The 16,517-nt window shown below is 72.5% G+C and carries 12 protein-coding genes; 2 read left to right on the forward strand and 10 right to left on the reverse strand.

Annotated elements, in window-relative coordinates; translation table 11 throughout:
* Nucleotides 1-535: 535 nt before the first annotated feature.
* Nucleotides 536-1,711: an acyl-CoA dehydrogenase family protein gene (locus QOZ89_RS09475; RefSeq protein ID WP_071051227.1), complete on the reverse strand. Its 1,176-nt coding sequence runs from the start codon at nucleotides 1,709-1,711 to the stop codon at nucleotides 536-538.
* A gap of 49 nt (nucleotides 1,712-1,760) precedes the next feature.
* The gene (locus QOZ89_RS09480) at nucleotides 1,761-2,657 is read right to left on the reverse strand and encodes an SDR family NAD(P)-dependent oxidoreductase (protein WP_241842029.1); all 897 of its coding nucleotides are present in this window, start codon (nucleotides 2,655-2,657) and stop codon (nucleotides 1,761-1,763) included.
* A 128-nt stretch (nucleotides 2,658-2,785) separates the two neighbouring features.
* Here QOZ89_RS09480 and QOZ89_RS09485 point away from each other — a divergent pair, with 128 nt between their 5' ends.
* On the forward strand, nucleotides 2,786-3,898 hold the full coding sequence (locus QOZ89_RS09485; protein WP_071051229.1) for an acyl-CoA dehydrogenase family protein: 1,113 nt from the start codon (nucleotides 2,786-2,788) through the stop codon (nucleotides 3,896-3,898).
* A 225-nt stretch (nucleotides 3,899-4,123) separates the two neighbouring features.
* Nucleotides 4,124-4,888: a FadR/GntR family transcriptional regulator gene (locus QOZ89_RS09490; RefSeq protein ID WP_071051230.1), complete on the forward strand. Its 765-nt coding sequence runs from the start codon at nucleotides 4,124-4,126 to the stop codon at nucleotides 4,886-4,888.
* 52 nt (nucleotides 4,889-4,940) lie between these two features.
* On the opposite strand, the gene QOZ89_RS09495 is transcribed toward QOZ89_RS09490, so the two are convergent.
* The 8 genes from QOZ89_RS09495 to QOZ89_RS09530 all read right to left on the reverse strand — a co-directional run bounded on the left by QOZ89_RS09495 (nucleotide 4,941) and on the right by QOZ89_RS09530 (nucleotide 16,446).
* A complete protein-coding gene (locus QOZ89_RS09495) occupies nucleotides 4,941-7,265 on the reverse strand; it encodes a CaiB/BaiF CoA-transferase family protein (RefSeq protein ID WP_198543414.1) in 2,325 nt (774 codons plus the stop codon).
* Nucleotides 7,266-7,372: 107 nt separating this feature from the next.
* Nucleotides 7,373-8,017, reverse strand: coding sequence for a TetR family transcriptional regulator (locus tag QOZ89_RS09500; RefSeq protein ID WP_131804111.1), 645 nt, complete (start codon nucleotides 8,015-8,017; stop codon nucleotides 7,373-7,375).
* 186 nt (nucleotides 8,018-8,203) lie between these two features.
* Complete coding sequence (locus QOZ89_RS09505; RefSeq protein ID WP_071051232.1) at nucleotides 8,204-8,983, reverse strand: SDR family NAD(P)-dependent oxidoreductase; 780 nt, start codon at nucleotides 8,981-8,983, stop codon at nucleotides 8,204-8,206.
* A gap of 67 nt (nucleotides 8,984-9,050) precedes the next feature.
* Nucleotides 9,051-9,812 (reverse strand): ABC transporter ATP-binding protein, encoded by a 762-nt coding sequence (locus QOZ89_RS09510; RefSeq protein ID WP_116271683.1) that lies wholly within the window; start codon nucleotides 9,810-9,812, stop codon nucleotides 9,051-9,053.
* Nucleotides 9,809-12,583, reverse strand: coding sequence for a branched-chain amino acid ABC transporter permease/ATP-binding protein (locus QOZ89_RS09515; protein ID WP_241842019.1), 2,775 nt, complete (start codon nucleotides 12,581-12,583; stop codon nucleotides 9,809-9,811). Before QOZ89_RS09515 ends, QOZ89_RS09510 begins: the two co-directional genes overlap by 4 nt.
* A 73-nt stretch (nucleotides 12,584-12,656) precedes the next feature.
* A complete protein-coding gene (locus QOZ89_RS09520; protein WP_312623563.1) occupies nucleotides 12,657-13,889 on the reverse strand; it encodes an ABC transporter substrate-binding protein in 1,233 nt (410 codons plus the stop codon).
* A gap of 367 nt (nucleotides 13,890-14,256) precedes the next feature.
* On the reverse strand, nucleotides 14,257-15,525 hold the full coding sequence (locus tag QOZ89_RS09525) for an amidohydrolase family protein (RefSeq protein ID WP_071051234.1): 1,269 nt from the start codon (nucleotides 15,523-15,525) through the stop codon (nucleotides 14,257-14,259).
* 135 nt (nucleotides 15,526-15,660) lie between these two features.
* A complete protein-coding gene (locus QOZ89_RS09530; RefSeq protein ID WP_312623564.1) occupies nucleotides 15,661-16,446 on the reverse strand; it encodes an IclR family transcriptional regulator in 786 nt (261 codons plus the stop codon).
* Nucleotides 16,447-16,517: the final 71 nt, after the last annotated feature.

A 16,517-nucleotide genomic window follows, 5' to 3' on the forward strand; every position in this document is an offset into this window, starting at 1 on the left:
CGATTGTCGCGGTCCTGGAGAACAGCTTCATCACCGGCGTGGTCCTGCCCTGCGACGGCGGGCTGCGGCTTACCTGACCGGCTCGGACGCCCGCCCGGGACGATCAGCGGGCCGACGTCTGGAGTCCCGTGCCGGATCGGCCTAGCCGATCCGGCAGGTCCGGGAGGCATAGTCCAGAGACGGAAGAGCAGCGACGATGGCTAAATGATCACCAGGACTGGTTGAACCTGGCGTAGTGAGCTTGGCCCCTGAGCACGGACACCGCACCTGAAGCGACCCTTGGCCGCCAGGGAAGGTGTCGACCATGGCCGCACCACTCCCGCCAGCGCGCGGTCGAGCTCGCCCGCCGTCTGTACGATCAGTCATGAATATCGGGTTCAGGGAGCCCGATCAGGCCTGTGACCTGCAGCGACAGGGGCCACGGGTGTTGGGGATGTTTGTCGCGTACACCCAAGCGCGGGTCGAGCATCCCCAACACAAGCGGCGAGTTGCGTCGGCTTTCCCGACAGTCCCGCTGGCCCCGCCAGGTCAGAGCTCAGGCGGGTTCCTTGGGGAGGCCGAGGGCGCGTTCGGCGAGGATGGTGCGCTGGATCTCGTTGGCGCCGCCGTAGATGGTCTCGGCGCGGCTGTTGAGGAAACCGCGCTGGAAGGCGTCAAGGGCGTAGCCGTCGCCGACGATCTCCGCCGACGGGCCGAGCAGCTGCATCGAGAGCTCGCCGAGCCGCTGGTGCCAGGTGGCCCACTGCAGCTTGGAGACGGACGACTCCGAGCCGAGGTCGCCGGTCCGGGTGAGCGTGCTGATCATCCGCAGGTTGGTGTAACGGACCACCTCGAGACCGATCCAGGCATCCGCGAGCCGCTGCCGGACCAGCGGGTCGGCGGTGCGGCCCCGGTCGCGCAGCACGTCGACGAGCGAGCGCAGCTCGCGGGCGAACATGTACTGGTAAGGCAGGGTGGTGAGCAGCCGTTCCGCGCCTACGGTGCCCATCGCGACCTTCCAGCCGCCCTCGACCCCGCCGACCACCAGGTCAGCGGCGGTCCGCGCGCCGGTGAGGAACACCTCGCAGAACTCCCGGCTGCCGACGATGTTGCGGATCGGCCGGATGTCGACGCCGGGCTGGTCGGCGGGGACCAGCAGCATCGAGATGCCGCGGTGCTTCGGCACGTCCGGGTTGGTCCGGCACAGCACGTACAGCCAGTCGGCGGTGTCGCCGAACGTCGTCCAGATCTTCTGACCGTCGATCACCCACTCGCCGCCGTCGCGCACGGCGCGGGTGCGCAGCCCGGCGAGGTCGGAGCCGGCGCCGGGCTCGGAGAACCCCTGGCCCCAGAACTGTTCGACGCGGGTGATCGCGGGCAGGAAGCGGGCCTTCTGGGCGGGGGTGCCGTGGCGCAGCAGCGTCGGGCCGAACAGGTCGCGGCCCTGGACGCCGACCCAGTAGGGCGCGGCCGCGGCCGCGTGCTCCTGGAGGAAGACGATCTCCTGGTCGACGGTGCCGCCGCGGCCGCCGTACTCCTCGGGCCAGCTGATGTTGAGCAGCCGGGCGTCGGCCAGCTCGTGCTCCCAGGCCAGCCGCAGGTCCCAGTGCTCGTCGTCCGTCGGCCCCCCGACGCCGCGGTGGCGGGCGAACTCGCCGACCAGATGGTCGGCGAGCCAGTCGCGCACCTCGGCCCGAAACTCGGCGTCCGCGGGGCTGTCCTTCATGTCCATGGGGTCTCCTGTCCGTCGCCGCCGGCACCGCGCGGGTGGGCCGCGTGCGTCACGCGAACGCGACCCGCCCGGTCGGGGCGACGCCGAGCACGGGCGGCAGCCCGTCGACCAGTTCCTGCGCGCTCACCGCCGCGCCGGCGGTGCCGACGTACTCGCCGGCGACGGCCCAGCCGCGCAGGCGCTGCACCCGGTTGCCGTCGACGCGGAACACCTGGCCGGTGATCCAGGCCGACGCCTCGGAAGCGAGGTAGACGACGACGCCGGAGGCGTTCTCCGGGGCGCGCGGGTCGAAGCCGCTGGCCGTCGCCTCGGCGCCGAGCGGGATGCCGGCCGTCATTCGGGTCGCGGCCAGCGGGGAGATCGCATTGACCGTGACGCCGTAGCGGCGCATCTCCATGGCGGCGATGGTGGTGAGGCTGACGATGCCGGCCTTGGCAGCGCCGTAGTTGGCCTGGCCGACCGTGCCGAACAGGCCGGTACCGGAGGTGGTGTTGATGATGCGGCCGCTGACCGGCTCGCCGCGCTTGGCGGCGGCCCGCCAGTAGGCGCAGGCGTGCCGGGTGAGCGCGAAGGAGCCCTTGAGGTGGACGGCGACGACGGCGTCGAAGTCTGACTCGGTCATCGCGAACAGCATCCGATCGCGGATGATGCCGGCGTTGTTGACGACGACGTCGAGCCGGCCGAACTCCTTCACGGTGCGCTCGACCAGCGCCTCGGTCGCGGCCCAGTCGGTGACCGACCCGTGGTCGGCGATGGCCCGCCCGCCGCTGGCGGTGATCTCTGTGGCGACCTCCTGGGCCGGGGACTCGGCGGTCTGTTCGCCGTGCAGGCCGGCCCCGAGGTCGTTGACCACGACCGTCGCGCCGGCCGCCGCCAGTGCCAGGCAGTGTGACCGGCCGAGGCCGCGCCCGCCGCCGGTCACGATCGCCACCCTGCCGTCGAGCATGCCCACGGGCAACCCTCCCAGATCGCGGGTTAATCAGTTAACTTATCTATCTAGACTAAGCATAGGAGGCGGCATGGGCTGGGGCCAGCGGCCCGCCCGTTGCCCCGACTGACGGCGGAGGAGAACCCGTGAACTTCGCGTTCAGCGAGGAACATGACCAGCTGCGCCAGATGGTCCGTGACCTGCTGGGCGACGCCTCGCCGGAGACCGAGGTCCGCCGCCTGATGGAGACCGAGACCGGACTCGACCCGGCCGTCTGGGGGCAGCTCGGCGAGCTCGGCCTGCTCGGGCTCGCGGTGCCCGAGGAGTTCGGTGGCGCGGGCTACGGCTTCGTCGAGGTCGGCATCGTGCTGGAGGAGGCCGGGCGGGCGCTGCTGTGCGCGCCCTACCTGTCGAGCGTGGTGCTGGCGACGTCGGCGCTGCTGCTCGCGGACGACGACTCCGCGAAGAAGGACTACCTGCCAGGCCTGGCAGCGGGCACCCTGCGCGGCACCCTGGCTCTGACTGAGGACCCGGGGCGGTGGGACGAGGGCGGTGTGACGGTGTCCGCCCGTCCCCGCGACGGCGGCTGGTCGCTGTCCGGGTCCAAGACCTACGTCCTGGACGGCCACACCGCCGACCTGATCGTCGTCGCCGCCCGGACCGGTGCCGGCGTCAGCCTGTTCACCGTGGCCGGCGACGCGCCGGGTCTACGACGCGAGGCGTTGCCCACCATGGACATGACCCGCAAGCAGGCCCGGCTCACCTTCGACGAGACGCCGGCTCGGCTGCTCGGCGCGGAGGGCGCCGGCTGGCCGGTGCTGGCGCGGGTCCTCGACCTGGCGGCCGTGGGGCTGGCCGCGGAGCAGGTGGGCGGTGCCGCCCGGGTGCTGGAGATGGCCGTCGACTACGCGAAGGTCCGCGTCCAGTTCGGCCGTCCGATCGGCTCGTTCCAGGCCATCAAGCACAAGTGCGCCGACATGCTCGTCGACGTCGAGTCGGCGCGGTCGGCGGCCTACTACGGCCTGTGGGCCGCCGGGGAGCGCAGCGAGGAGCTCGCCGCCGTCGCCTGCGTCGCCAAGTCCTTCTGCTCCGACGCCTACTTCCGCTGCGCGGGCGAGAACATCCAGATCCACGGCGGCATCGGGTTCACGTGGGAGCACCCGGCCCACCTGTACTTCAAGCGGGCGAAAGGCTCCCAGCTGCTGTTCGGCGACCCGACCTACCACCGGGAGCTGCTGGCCCAGCGCGTCGGCATCTAGCGCCAGGACGGTCCGTCAGGCGGGAAGCCAGCCCGTGGCGCGCCTATCGGTGGCGGCCTGGTATGACCAACACCCGCGCCGGCCCGATGCGCCGGGACGCCGCTCCGGTGGTGGCCCGGCGTGCCGGATAGACTTCTACTTGTACACCTCATTTAGAGAACCATTCCGGGAACAGAGCGTCCCACCGGCCGTGCCCGCGGGTGGGCCAGGCGATCGGAGGACGGCGTGGCGAAGGCCAGCCAGGTCCGGGCTCCCAAGGCCGGCGAGCTCATCGCGGGCCAGCTGCGGCAGCAGATCATCCGCGGCACCCTGGAGCCCGGCGCGGTACTGCCGAGCGAGACCGTCCTGTCGACCCAGTTCGGGGTGTCGAAGCCGACGATGCGCGAGGCGTTCCGCATCCTGGAGGCCGAGCGGCTCATCGAGGTCCGCCGGGGCGCCAACGGAGGGGCCCGGGTGCAGGTGCCGGACACCGGGGCGGCCGCCCGTTACGCCGGCGCGATCCTGCAGCACCGGCGCGCCACGCTCAGCGATGTCTACGCGGTCCGCGCGCTGTTGGAGTCCAAGTCCGCGGGGATGCTCGCCGGCGCGCGTCGGGACGACGCCGTGGCGCGGCTAGAGAAGCTGCTCGGCGCGGAGGAGGCGGCGCTCGGCGCCGGCCAGGACGACGAGTTCCTCGCCGCCGACGAGGCGTTCCACCTCGGCGTCGTCGAGCTGACCGGCAGCGAGACACTCAGCCTGCTGGTCCAGATGCTCTACAACATCGTCAAGGCGGCGGTGGCCTCGTCGAGCGAGGTCCACCGGCGCAAGGCCGACTCCGAGGCTCAGCGGGCACGGACGCACCGCAGCCACGTCCGGCTCGTCGAGATCCTCAAGGACGGCGGTGAGCCGGCCGAGGTCGAGGCCTACTGGAACCGCCACCTGACCACGGTGGCCGCGTTCCTGCTGGCGGACCTGCCCGCCGAGACGGCGCTCGACCTGCTGCTGACCTGACCCTCCGACGGGCCGTCACGGCCCGGGCGCGGCCGCGCCGCGCGATCAGCCGTCAGGGGCCCATGACCCGCGGCGCGAGGTCCCAGCGCCGCTCGATCTCGTCCGTGTGCTCGCCCAGCAACGGCGGACGCGGGTAGACGGGGTCCGGGCAGGAGCGCAGCCGGAACGGTGAGCCGACCAGGGTGAGCTGGCCCAGCCGAGGGTGCTCGACTCCGCGCAGCGCACCCCGAGTCACGAGATCGTCGTCCGCGGCGAGGTCACTCGCGGCCGCCGACAGGCCCGCCGGCACCCCGGCGGCCGTCATACGGGCGACGAGGGACGCCGCGTCGTGGCGGCTGGTGTAGGCGGCGACCAGGGCATCGACCTCGGCCCTGCGAGCCACCCGGGCTCTCGACGCCCGCAGGGCCGGGTCCGCGGCGGCCGGGCCGAGCAGGTCCGCGAGGGCGGCCCATTCCTCGTCGGTGCGGGCGGCCACCGCCACCCACCTGCGGTCCAGGGTCGGGAAGCAGTCATACGGGGCGGCGAACTCGACGGTGTTGCCGGCGCGCAGCGGCCGGCCGCCCCGGGAGGCCGCCAGCACCAGGTGGCCCTGCAGCACGACGAGCGCGTCACGGGCGGCCGCGTCGACGGTGACCCCACCGCCACCGTCCCACGCGTGCAGCAGCCCGGCGAGGACACCGAGGGCGCCGTTGGTGCCCGCGCGCAGGTCGTTGGTGTCGCGGATGTCCGACGGGGGCGCGTCGGGGTAGCCGGTCATCGCGCCGAGACCGCCCTCGGCGTTGAACACCGACGCGTAGCCGGGCCGGTCAGCGTCGAGGGCGTCCGCGCCGAAGCCGGACAGTGACAGGATGACCAGGTCCGGCCGGTGGACGCGCAGCGTCTCGTCGCACAGGCCCAGCCTGTCGCGCACACCCGGGCGATAATTCTCGACCAGCACGTCGGCGGCCTCCACGAGCCGCAGGACACGCTCACGGCCGGCGGGCGACTTGAGGTCGGCGAGCACCGAGCTCTTCGCCTGGTTGAGGTCCATGAACCGAATCGACGAGTCGAGGTCGGCGCCCGCGTTGGCCATGTCCCGGCGGAAGAGGTCCGGCGCGGTCGGGGACTCGACCCGCACGACGTCGGCGCCGAGGAACGCGAGCAGCTCGGTGGCGTACGGCCCGGCGGCGACCCAGGTCAGGTCGACGACCCGCAGCCCGCTCAGCGGCAGCCGCCCGGCCGACAGCGCGGGCGGCGTCGCGCCCTCCCCCGCCCTGGCGGCGTGCTTCTCAGCGGGCCGGACGAGGAAGGAGCGCGTGGGCGCCACCCCGCCGCCGACGACCGGGCCGAACAGACCGCGGGAGGCGATCGCCGGGTCGGCGGCGAGCTCCCCGGGCTCGAGGAACGGGCCGCCGGGACAGCCGGCTTCCAGCAGGACACGCCGGACCGCCTCGCGGGTCACCGTCGACGTCCACGACTCCAGCTCGTGGGTCAGCACGGTGGCGTTGTCGTAGCGGCGGCCGCGGTCGGCGAACCGCGGGTCGTCGGCCAGCTCGGGCCGGCCGAGGACCTGGCAGAAGGAGCGCCAGTGCCGTTCCTCGACCGGGCGGATCGCGACCCAGCCGTCGAGGCAGCGCAGCGCGCCGGCGTAGTCGTAGCCACGGTAGGTGCGGTCGTAGTCGCGGCCTTCGAACCACGCCCGGGACAGCGTCGTGCGGTTCAGGCCACGCTCGACCTGGTCACCGGCGACCTCGACGACGTCACCTGTGCCCCGGCGGCGCCGGCCGGCGAGGGCCGCGAGGGCGCCGACCGCGGCGGTGAGGCCCGCGTCGTGGTCGGCGAGGAAACGGCCCGCCCGGACCGGCGGGCGGTCGGGGAACAGCCGGTAGACGTTCTCGCTCGGCAGCGTCGCACCCTCGCCGCCGGCGTGGTACGCGGTCAGCTCGCTGGCCGGACGGTCCGCGGCGGAACCGGTCAGGCCGTGGCCGGTGACCGAGACGATCACGAGTGCCGGGTGCCGCCGGGTCAGGTCGGCCAGGTCGACGCCGAGCGCGGCGAGCTCGGCCGGGGTGTGGTCGTCGACGAGGACGTCGACAGCGGCGGCGCCGGCCCGCAGCAGCCGCGCGTACTCCTCGGGTGTGCTCGCCGTGCGCGCGTGCTTGCCGCGGTTGGCGTCGTCGTACAGGCATCGGGCGGTGGACGCCGGGCCGTCGGCGAGGGCCAGCAACGGGTCACCGCCCGGCGGTTCGAGCCGCGACACGTCCGCGCCCAGCCAGGACAGCACCTGCGCGCACCACGGCGCCGCGACCCAGCGGCCGGTGTCGAGCGCCCGGACGCGGGCCAGCGGCCGAAACCACTCGTCACGCGCCGCCACGGCCGGCTTCGTCTCCACCACCACGACCCCCAACATCGCACAATTAGTTAGCTAAATAATAGCCTTCTCTGTGCGAGCGGGCGGCGCCAAACCGGCCGTGCCGGAGGACGAGCGCCGTCGGTGCGGTGTCGCTACGGGAGCTGTCGCGGCGCCGCGGCGGCGGAGCCGCGTACCGGCCCGAAACCGGCCTCGAGGACGTCGAACGCCTCGGTCAGCAGCGCGGTCAGGCTCCGCTCACCGCGGGCGGCGAGCCAGCTGGCGAAGACCGCCTGCGCGGTGGCCAGCATGCTGACCGCCACGACCTGGGAGGTCACCCCGTCGTCGGCGCCGCCGGGCAGACGGCTCGCGACGAACGCGGCCAGCTCGCCTGCGCAGCGGGTCTCGTACGCGACGTCGCGCGCGGCGGCGCCGGCGCTGCCGGTGAGGACCTGGCCGATCCGCACCACACGATCGACCTGGGCCGGGTCCATGTCGGCGGTCCGCAGGAAGGCCGCCCGCAGCGCGCGCACGCCGTCCTCGTCGGCCGGACGCGCCAGGGCGGCGCGGATCAGCCGGTCGAGCAGCCGGCGGTGGAAGCCGCGGACCACGTCCACCTTCGTCGGGAAGTAGCGGAAGAAGGTCCGTGACGAGGTCCCTGCCGCCGCCGCGATCTCCTGGACGGTCACCGCGTCGAAGCCGCGCTCGACGAAGAGCGCCATCGCTGCGTCCTCGATCTGGCTCTCGGCGAAGCGCCGCTGCCGGTCGACGAGCCTGGAGGCCGCCAGATCGTCGGCCACCAGCCACCCCCAGTCCGACTCGCGACCCTGGCCGCGTGCGGAGAATCCGGCCCACGCGTCCCCGGCGCGGATCGGCCGCCGCGGCCGCCGGGACGCGCGGGCACGCCAGGGTCGACGGACGTCCACCGTAGCGGACCAGACGCGGGTGGCCGGCCGGCCCCACGCCGGCGGCCTCGCAGCAGCCCATCAGTCCAGGTGCGGTTGGTGCAGGGCGGCGGTGGCGCCGCCGTCGACCGGGAGGGCGATGCCGGTGACGTAGGACGACTCGTCAGAGGCGAGCCAGAGCGCGGCGTCGGCGATGTCTCCCGGCTGGGCCGTCCGGCCGAGTGGTATCTGCCGTCCGTAGGCCGCGAGCCGCTCCTCGGTACCAATCCAGTGCCGGAACGCGGGGGTCGCCACCGACCCCGGCACGATCGCGTTGACCCGCACCCCGTACATGCCGTACTCGACGGCGGCGGAGCGGACGAGGGCGAGGATCCCGGCCTTCGCCGATCCGTACGGCGCGGTCCCCGGGACCGCGCCGACCCCCGCGGCCGACGACGTGCAGATGATCGAGCCACGGCCGGCCGGCACCATGACCCGCAGCGCCTCCCGGACACAGGCGAACATCGAGGTCAGGTTGAGTTCCAGGTCCGCACGCCAGCCCTCGTCGGCGATCGTCAGCAGCGGACCCTGGGCCAGGCCGTTGCCGGCGTTGCTGTGGAAGACGTCGAGCCGGCCGGTGTCGGCGACCGTGGCATCGACGAGCGCGGCGACGAACCCCGCGGCGGTGACGTCACCCGGGTGTACCCGCGCGCCGCCACCATCCTTGGTGACCAGCGCCGCGGTCTGTTCGGCCCGGTCGGCCGCGAGGTCGTTGACGACCACGTACGCGCCCTCAGCGGCAAACCGCAGCGCCGTCGCCCGGCCGATCCCGGAACCGGCGCCGGTGACGACCGCCGTGCGGCCCCCGAGACGTTCTCCCATTGCCTGCCTCCTCTGGCCTCGGTCCCCCGCGGGTGACCCGGCGTCGGCCGGGTCCCGTCTCGCGCGCTCAGGACCCCGCGTAGTGCTGGAACAGGTCCGCGTCACTGAGCGCCGCGGCCGGCCCGAAGTAGGCGATCTGGCCGCGGCGCATAACGTAGGCGGTGGTGGCGAGCTCCAGCGCCCGGGTGACGAACTGGTCGACCACCAGCAGCGCGGCGCCGGCCGCGGGCAGCGTGGCCAGGAACACGAACACCTCGTCGACGACCTTGGGCGCAAGGCCCAGCGAGGCCTCGTCGACGAGCACCAGCCGTGGGTCGCGCACGTAGGCGCTTACCAGGGCGAGCATCTGCTGCTCGCCGCCGCTGAGGGTGCCGGCGGTCTGCGCCAGGCGGCGGCCGAGCACGGGGAACGCCCCGACCGCGCGGTCCACGGCTGCGGCCTCCTGGCCGCGAGGTGCCTGCATCCGCAGGTTCTCGCGGACCGAGAGGGAACGGAAGACACCCCTGCCCTCCGGCACGTGGCACAGGCCGGCGGCGAACCGCCGGTGCGTGGCCAGCGTCGTCACGTCCCGACCCAGCAGGGTGACCGTGCCGCGGCTCGCCGGCAGGAAGCCGCACACCGCGCGCAGCAGCGTGCTCTTCCCCGCGCCGTTCGGGCCGACGAGCGCCGTCACCTCGCCGGCCGGCACGGTCAGCGACACGTCGCGCAGCACGGTGGTCCGGTCATAGCCGGTCGTCAGGCCGCTCACGACAAGGGCCGGCTCAGGCCGCGACGGCTCCGTGGGGACCTGGCCGCCCACGGAGGCGACCTCGGGGCTCGCGGTGCTCACGCGTTCTCCCGTTCGGGCACGGCCGGCACGACCACCGCGTCGGATCCGAGGTAGGCGGCCTGCACGAGCGGGCTGGCGGCCACCACCGCCGGCTCCCCCTCGAACAGCAGCCGGCCGAAGTCCAGCACGTAGACGTACTCGCAGATCGTGAGGACGAGGGACATGTCGTGCTCGACGAGGAGGATCCCGCAGCCGCGCTCGGCGACCACCCTGCGCAGGACCTCGTCCAACGCCGCCGTCTCGGCGCGGTCGAGGCCGGAGGAGGGCTCGTCGAGAAGCAGGACGTCGAAGGGGCCGGCGAGGCCGCGGGCGAGCTCGACCAGGCGGCGCTGACCGGTGGACAGCGCCCCGGCCTGCTGTCCGGCGAGATCGGCGATGCCGCACAGGTCGAGCGCGCCGAGCGCGGCGGCCCGGCTCTCGCGGCGCTGACGCGGAGTCGCCGCCAGCTGCGCCCAGACGTGGCCGCCGGCCAGGCTGGCCTCCCGCCCGAGGGCGACGTTGTCGGCGACCGTGAGCGAGTCACCGAGCTGCATCCGCTGGAAGGTGCGGCCGAGGCCGGCCCGGCCGCGGGCAGCCGGGCCGAGCCCGGTGATGTCCTGGCCGTGCAGGCCGATCCGGCCGGACACCCGGCGGTTCAGCCCACTGCAGGCGTCGAACGTCGTCGTCTTCCCCGCGCCGTTCGGGCCGATCAGGCCGGTGATCCGGCCCAGCGGCGCGGCGAACGACAGCCCGTCGACGGCGACCAGCCCACCGAACCGGACCCCGAGGCCGGCCACCTCGAGCCCGGCCCGCGGTGCGCCGTCCTGCTCGCGGGCCGGGGCGGCAGGCTCCCGAACGACCGGCCCGGCCGTCACGGCGGCCGCCGTGGCGGCCGCGGGCGCCAGCGCCGGGCCGGCCAGCGCCCGCGCGGGCCGGCTGAACCGGTCGAGGACGGCCCGCAGCCGTTCCGGCATCGCCGGGTGGCCGCCCTGGACCGCGATCTGGACGGCGAAGAAGCCGAAGATGACGTTGAGCCAGCTGGTGGTGTCGGCCCCGGTGAGGTAGGCCGGGATCGCCGACGTGATGCCGATGAAGATCGCGTACCAGGGCTCGCCGAACGGGGCGAGCGCGAGCACCGCCACCAGGACCAGGGAGTAGAAGGCGGTGTAGTTCGTGTCGTTGGAGACCGCGAAGTGCACGGAGCCGCCGTACAGGATGCCGCCGATGGCCGCGAAGAACGCGGAGACACAGAAGACGATGACCCGGGTGGTGTTCGTCGACAGGCCCATCGTCATCACCGCGACCGGGGCCTCGGCCAGGCCGCGCAGCATCCGCCCGAGCCGGGAGGCGTGCAGCGCGACCATGACGAGGGCCGTGACGACGACGAACGCCAGCACGACGTAGTAGTAGGCCCGGTCCCCCGTCGCCACCGAGGGCCGGGGCATCGCGCGGCCGTCCTGCAGGACGGTGAACATGAAACCCCGGGCGTAGGCCAGTCGTTCGACGAGGATCCCGAAGCCGAACGTCGCGAGGGCGAGGAACAGCCCGGACAGCCGGATGGCCGGGATCGCGACGATCGCGCCCACGGGCACGGCGACCAGGGCGCCGAGGAGCACGGCCACCAGCCAGGGCACCCCGTGGCCGACGGCGAACTGGGAGAACGCGACCGCGCCGATCGCGGCGAAGACCGACTGGCACAGCGAGACCTGGCCGGAGGTGCGCACCAGCAGGCCCAGCGCCAGGACGATGACCATCTGGGTCAGGCCGATGGTGTAGAACCCGAGCTTGTCGGCGCCGACGACCAGCGGGACGAGCGCCAGCACCGCGAGGACGACCACCGCGGTCGCCGCCCGGACGGGCGTCGGCGCGTGGTAACGCAGCCGCGGTCGTGCCTCGGCGGCCGGACCCGTCGCGAGCCTGTTCTTCGGGGTGACCAGCAGGACGACGAACAGGACGATGAACGGCAGGCTGGCGGGCAGCCCCGACAGCCAGCTCACGTCGAGGATGTACTTCTTCGACAGGTCGGAGCCGACGCCGAGGAGCAGGCCGCCGGCGAACGTCAGCGGGATGTTCGAGAAGCCGCCGATCGCGGCGGCGCCGAACGCCTGCACGACCAGGAACGTCAGGCTGATCGCGTTGAGCCCGATGAACGGCAGGACGAGGACCCCGGACAGCGCGGCGAACGTGGTGCCGACCGCCCAGGAGATCCGTCGGACCCGGACGGGGCTCGTGGCCTGCATCGACAGCAGGTCCGGGTCGTCGACGACGGCGCGCATCGCGAGGCCCGTCCGCGACCAGCGGAAGACCGCGAACAGGAGGGCCACGGCGAGGACCGCCACGAGGGTGACCCACAGCTGCGGGTACTGGACGTTGACCCCGCCGACCCGGAAGCTGCGGCTGGCCATCGGCAGGAAGTGCCGCACCCGGATCGTGTCGGCGCCGTACCAGATGGTTGCCAGGCCCTGGACGACGAGGATCATCCCCACCGTTCCGACGATCTTCATTGCGGTGCCGCGCGACGCGAGGCCGCGCGCGATCCGCTCCATGCCCAGCCCGAGGACGGGCCCGGCGACGAGAACGGACACCGCCAGGGCCGGCCAGACGCCGAGGCCGAGGTCCAGGTGCAGCCAGTAGAAGAGGTAGGCGGCGGCGGTCGCCATGGCGCCATAGCCGAAGTTGAAGATGCCCGACGTCTTGTAGGTCAGGACGAGGCCGGTGCCGGCGAGCCCGTAGATGGAGCCGGTGGCAATACCGCTGATGATGAACGGTAAGAACGCGTTCAGGGGAATCACCTCTCGCGAGCGAACACCCGGAGGGAGGGCCGGCGCGACGGTCCCCGGCCCTCCCCCGGACGGCTCGTCGGGATCAGCTGCTGGCGTTGGCGCAGACGGTTTCGGCGCCGGCGGGGGCGGCCGTCTTGCCGTCCGCGATGCCGATGACGAAGGCGCACGGGTGGGCGCCGAAGCTGACGGGCTTGCCGGCGGTGAAGGTCACCGGGTTGGCGAGAAGGCCACCCAGGGTCTCACCGTTGAAGGTGTTCAGACCGGCGGCGACATCCTTGGCGGTCACGGTGGCGCTGGCCGACGCGAGCGCCTTGTGGATGGCCTCCAGCCCGCTCCAGGTGTAGGAGCCGGTGCCCTCGGCCCAGTTGTCGCCCTTGGCGAACCGCTTCATCGCCGTGACGAAGTCGGTCGCCGCCGGGGCGTTCAACGTGGACGGGAAGGCGTAGGCCGGGCCGAAGGCGGTGAAGTCGGGGATGCCGAGCAGGTCCTTGCCGACGGCCTGGGCAGAGGTACCAAAGGTCGGGTTGTAGCCCTGCGACTGGCAGTCCTCGACGAACTTGGCCGCGGCCGCGGTGGTGAAGTTCAGCTGGGCGTAGTCCACCTTCTCCTGCTGGAGCTTGAGGCATTCCGCGGTGTAGCTCGTGGCGGTGGAGCTGATCGCCAGGGAGGTGAAGCCGATGCCTGCCTTGGCTGCGGCGGCCTCCAGCGGCGCGTTCGCCTGCTGGCAGGCGGCGACCTCGCTGCAGTACAGGTCCGCGAACTTGGTCGCCTTGCCGTACTTCTTGGCGACGAAGACCTGGTCGCTCAGACCGGACAGCACGTCGGTCACCGTGGGGTACATGCCGGCCTTGGTGTACCAGTCGGTCACGTTGGCGGTGCCGCTGACCAGCGGGATCCCGGCGGCGATGACCGCGTCCGCGAAGGCGCTGACCTCGTTGTCGGACGAGACGACGATGGCGACCACCTTGTCGTCGACCAGTCGTTTGGCCGCCGCCTGCGCCTGCGCGGGATCACCCTTGTCATCCTCAACGAAGATCTTCACCGGGTGGCCGCCGATGCCGCCCAGCTGCTCGTTGACGTAGCGCTCCCAGGCCGGGCCGACGGTCGCGCCCTGGCTGCTGGAGCTCGCCTGCGCCCCGGTGAGCGAGCCGATGACGCCGATGTTGATCGGCGACCCGGTGGGTGCCGGCGCCGTCGTCTCGCTGGCCGCGGGACCCTTCGAGTCGTCGGACCCGCCGCACGCCGCGAGCAGGGTGGTGGCGCCGACGGCGACGACCGCTAGCCGGGCCCCGATGCCTAACTTCCCGTACCTCACTGTTACCCAGCCTCCTCTGACCAGCGCGATCCCCCGCGCCGCTCCCCAGCTCAGCCCGCCGTCTCGACATCACGCCAGGTGGTGCGAAGGACGGTAGGGGCCATGCGATCACATAGCAAGACATCAGACAGATTATTTATCTTTTTAAACGATGTTGCGATATGGGTTGGCTTTGGGTGCCGGGGACAGCCAGCCACCAGACGGGTGGGTCAGAAGCACACGGGCGACAAGACAAGACGCGGCGGCCGCTCCGGCGTGGCGGCCGCCGCGCCGGCACATGGGCGAGGGCGGTGACACGCGCCTCGTGGGCCTCTCGCGGGCGTGTTGACGCGCTCGCATCGCGCCAACACGGCTCACTCGGTGGTTCTCAGCGCACGGCCACACCCTCATCGAGGTGGCCAGCGGCCGACTCAGGGCCGTCGATGTCGCGGCCGTCGGTGAGGCCGAAGCGCTCCAGGCCGTAACACCGGATCGCGTTTCCTCGCGCCAGCAGCCAGGTCTCCTCGTCGGACAGACCGGCCTGGGCCACCGTCTTCTCCAGGACCGCGAGCGAGTGGGGCCAGGTCGAGTCGCCGTGCGGGTAGTCGACCTCGAACATGATCTGCCGGATGCCGATCACGTCCCGTTGCAGCAGCCCGGCCACGTCGTCGTAGACGCAGCCGTAGAGCCGGTCGGCCAGGTAGCTGCTCGGCGGCCGGGTGATCAGGTTCTCGACATTGCCGTAGACGGGACGCTCGTTCCACACCTGGTCGAGGCGTTCGAGCAGGTAGGGCATCCAGCCGACCTGGCCCTCGGACAGCGCGACCTTCAGCGTCGCGAACCGCTCCAGCAGGCCGCTGGTCAGCCAGTCGCAGAACGCGTGCGCGGCGCCCTGGTAGGTGAGCGCCAGCGACACCGCCCGCGGCGCGTCGGGAGAGGTCACCGGGAAGGTCGAGGACGACCCGATGTGCAGGTTCACCACCGTTCCGGACTCCTCGCAGGCCGCGAACAGCGGGTCCCAGTGACCGGTGTGGATACTCGGCAGCCGCAGTCGGGTCGGGTTCTCGGAGAACGCGACGGCGTAGGAGCCCTTGGCCGCGCACCGGCGGACCTCGGCGGCGGCGAGCTCGGGGTCCCACAGCGGGATCAGGGTCAGCGGGATGAGCCGGCCGTGGCCCGCGCCGCCGCACCACTCGTCGATCATCCAGTCGTTGTAGACCCGGATGCAGGCCAGGCCCAGTTCGCGGTCGGCGCACTCGTGGAAGGTCTGGCCGCAGAACCGCGGGAACGTCGGGAAGGCCAGGGACGCCTCGGTGTGGTTGGCGTCCATGTCCGCCAGCCGCGCGGACTGCTCGAAGCAGCCCGGACGGATGTCGTCGTAGAGCATCGGGTCCCAGTGGGCGCCCAGCCAGTTCTGGTCCTTGCCCGCGGCGGCGAAGCCTGGCAGGATCGCCGCCTGCTTCCCGTCGAAGTGCCACACGTCGGCCCAGCCGCCGTCATCGGTCTGCTCCCACGCGCCGCGCGGCCCCGTGCCAAACCGGCCTCGGACGCGCTGGAGCACGGGCGCGGCCGCGGCGAAGCGGGCCGGAAGCCTGCTGGTCCACAGGTCACCCGGCTCCAGGACATGGTCGTCCACCGAAATGATCTTTGGCGTCATGCGAGCAGAACCTCCGTCCCCGCGGCCAACCCGCATCGTCAAGGTAGAACAATAAGCTAATTGATTAGACGATACAAGTCCGCGATCGTCCAGCGACCGCACGCCGGAGCACACCGCTGGTCGGGCGTCCCCGCCTCAACGGCTCATCCGCCGTGGAACAGCGCGTTCGCCGGTGAGCCGGGAGGCGACAAGGTCAGCCGTCTCGGCGACGAGGCCGACGATCCTGTCCCGAGCGGCGTCTGTGACCTCCGCCATGGGGTAGGTAACGGCGACGGCGGCAGCCGGCCGCCCGTCGCGGGTGAGCACGGGTACCGCCACGGAAGCAAAACCGGGCGTAACCTCACCGTCCTCCTCCGCGTGACCGCGCCGGCGAACGTCAACGAGCACCCGCCGTAGAGCGGACAGAGTCCATGGCCCCACGTCGTGGCGCAGCACGAAGGCGTCCCGGTCGGGGAACAGCGCCCGCACCTGGGCCGCCGGCAGGACCGCGAGCATGGCACGGCCGCTTGCGGTGAGGTGGGCGGGGAGCCGGACCCCGACATCGGTGATCAGCGGAGGGCGTCGCGGTGCCCGCTCTTCGATGACGTATACGACCTCCCGCCCGTGAAGCACCGCCAGATGGGCCGTGTGCCCCGCCCGGTCGACGAGGTTGGCCAGAGGGACCCGGGCAAAGCGCTGAAGCGGAACCTGCCGCGAGTAGCCGCTTCCGAGCTCGTAGGCGCTCAGCCCCAGGCTGTATCGACGTTCATCAGGAAGGCGCACGACGAAGCCCTCGGCCATCAGCGTGGAGAGCAGATGGTAGGTGGTGGAGCGCGGGAGCCTCAGGTCCCGGCTGATCGTGGCGGCGGCCACCGGTTGGGGCTGACGGCTCAGGTGGCGCAGGATCGCGAGCACCTGCGCCGCGGCCGGAACGTTGCTCACCTTGCGCCCGGGCGTCGACTGTCTGGGATCACAGACACATTGTGCTCTCCGGGTATGGCGCCCGGAGGGCA

Origin of the sequence: Pseudofrankia coriaricola (assembly GCF_032027725.1) — a bacterium.
Classification (GTDB): Bacteria; Actinomycetota; Actinomycetes; order Frankiales; family Frankiaceae; genus Pseudofrankia.

Excerpts from the sequence above, each read along its gene's own strand:
- QOZ89_RS09475 (WP_071051227.1), bottom strand. The coding sequence starts at position 1,711 with ATGGACATGAAGGACAGCCCCGCGGACGCCGAGTTTCGGGCCGAGGTG.
- QOZ89_RS09505 (WP_071051232.1), bottom strand. The coding sequence starts at position 8,983 with ATGGGAGAACGTCTCGGGGGCCGCACGGCGGTCGTCACCGGCGCCGGT.
- QOZ89_RS09480 (WP_241842029.1), bottom strand. The coding sequence starts at position 2,657 with ATGCTCGACGGCAGGGTGGCGATCGTGACCGGCGGCGGGCGCGGCCTC.
- QOZ89_RS09525 (WP_071051234.1), bottom strand. The coding sequence starts at position 15,525 with ATGACGCCAAAGATCATTTCGGTGGACGACCATGTCCTGGAGCCGGGT.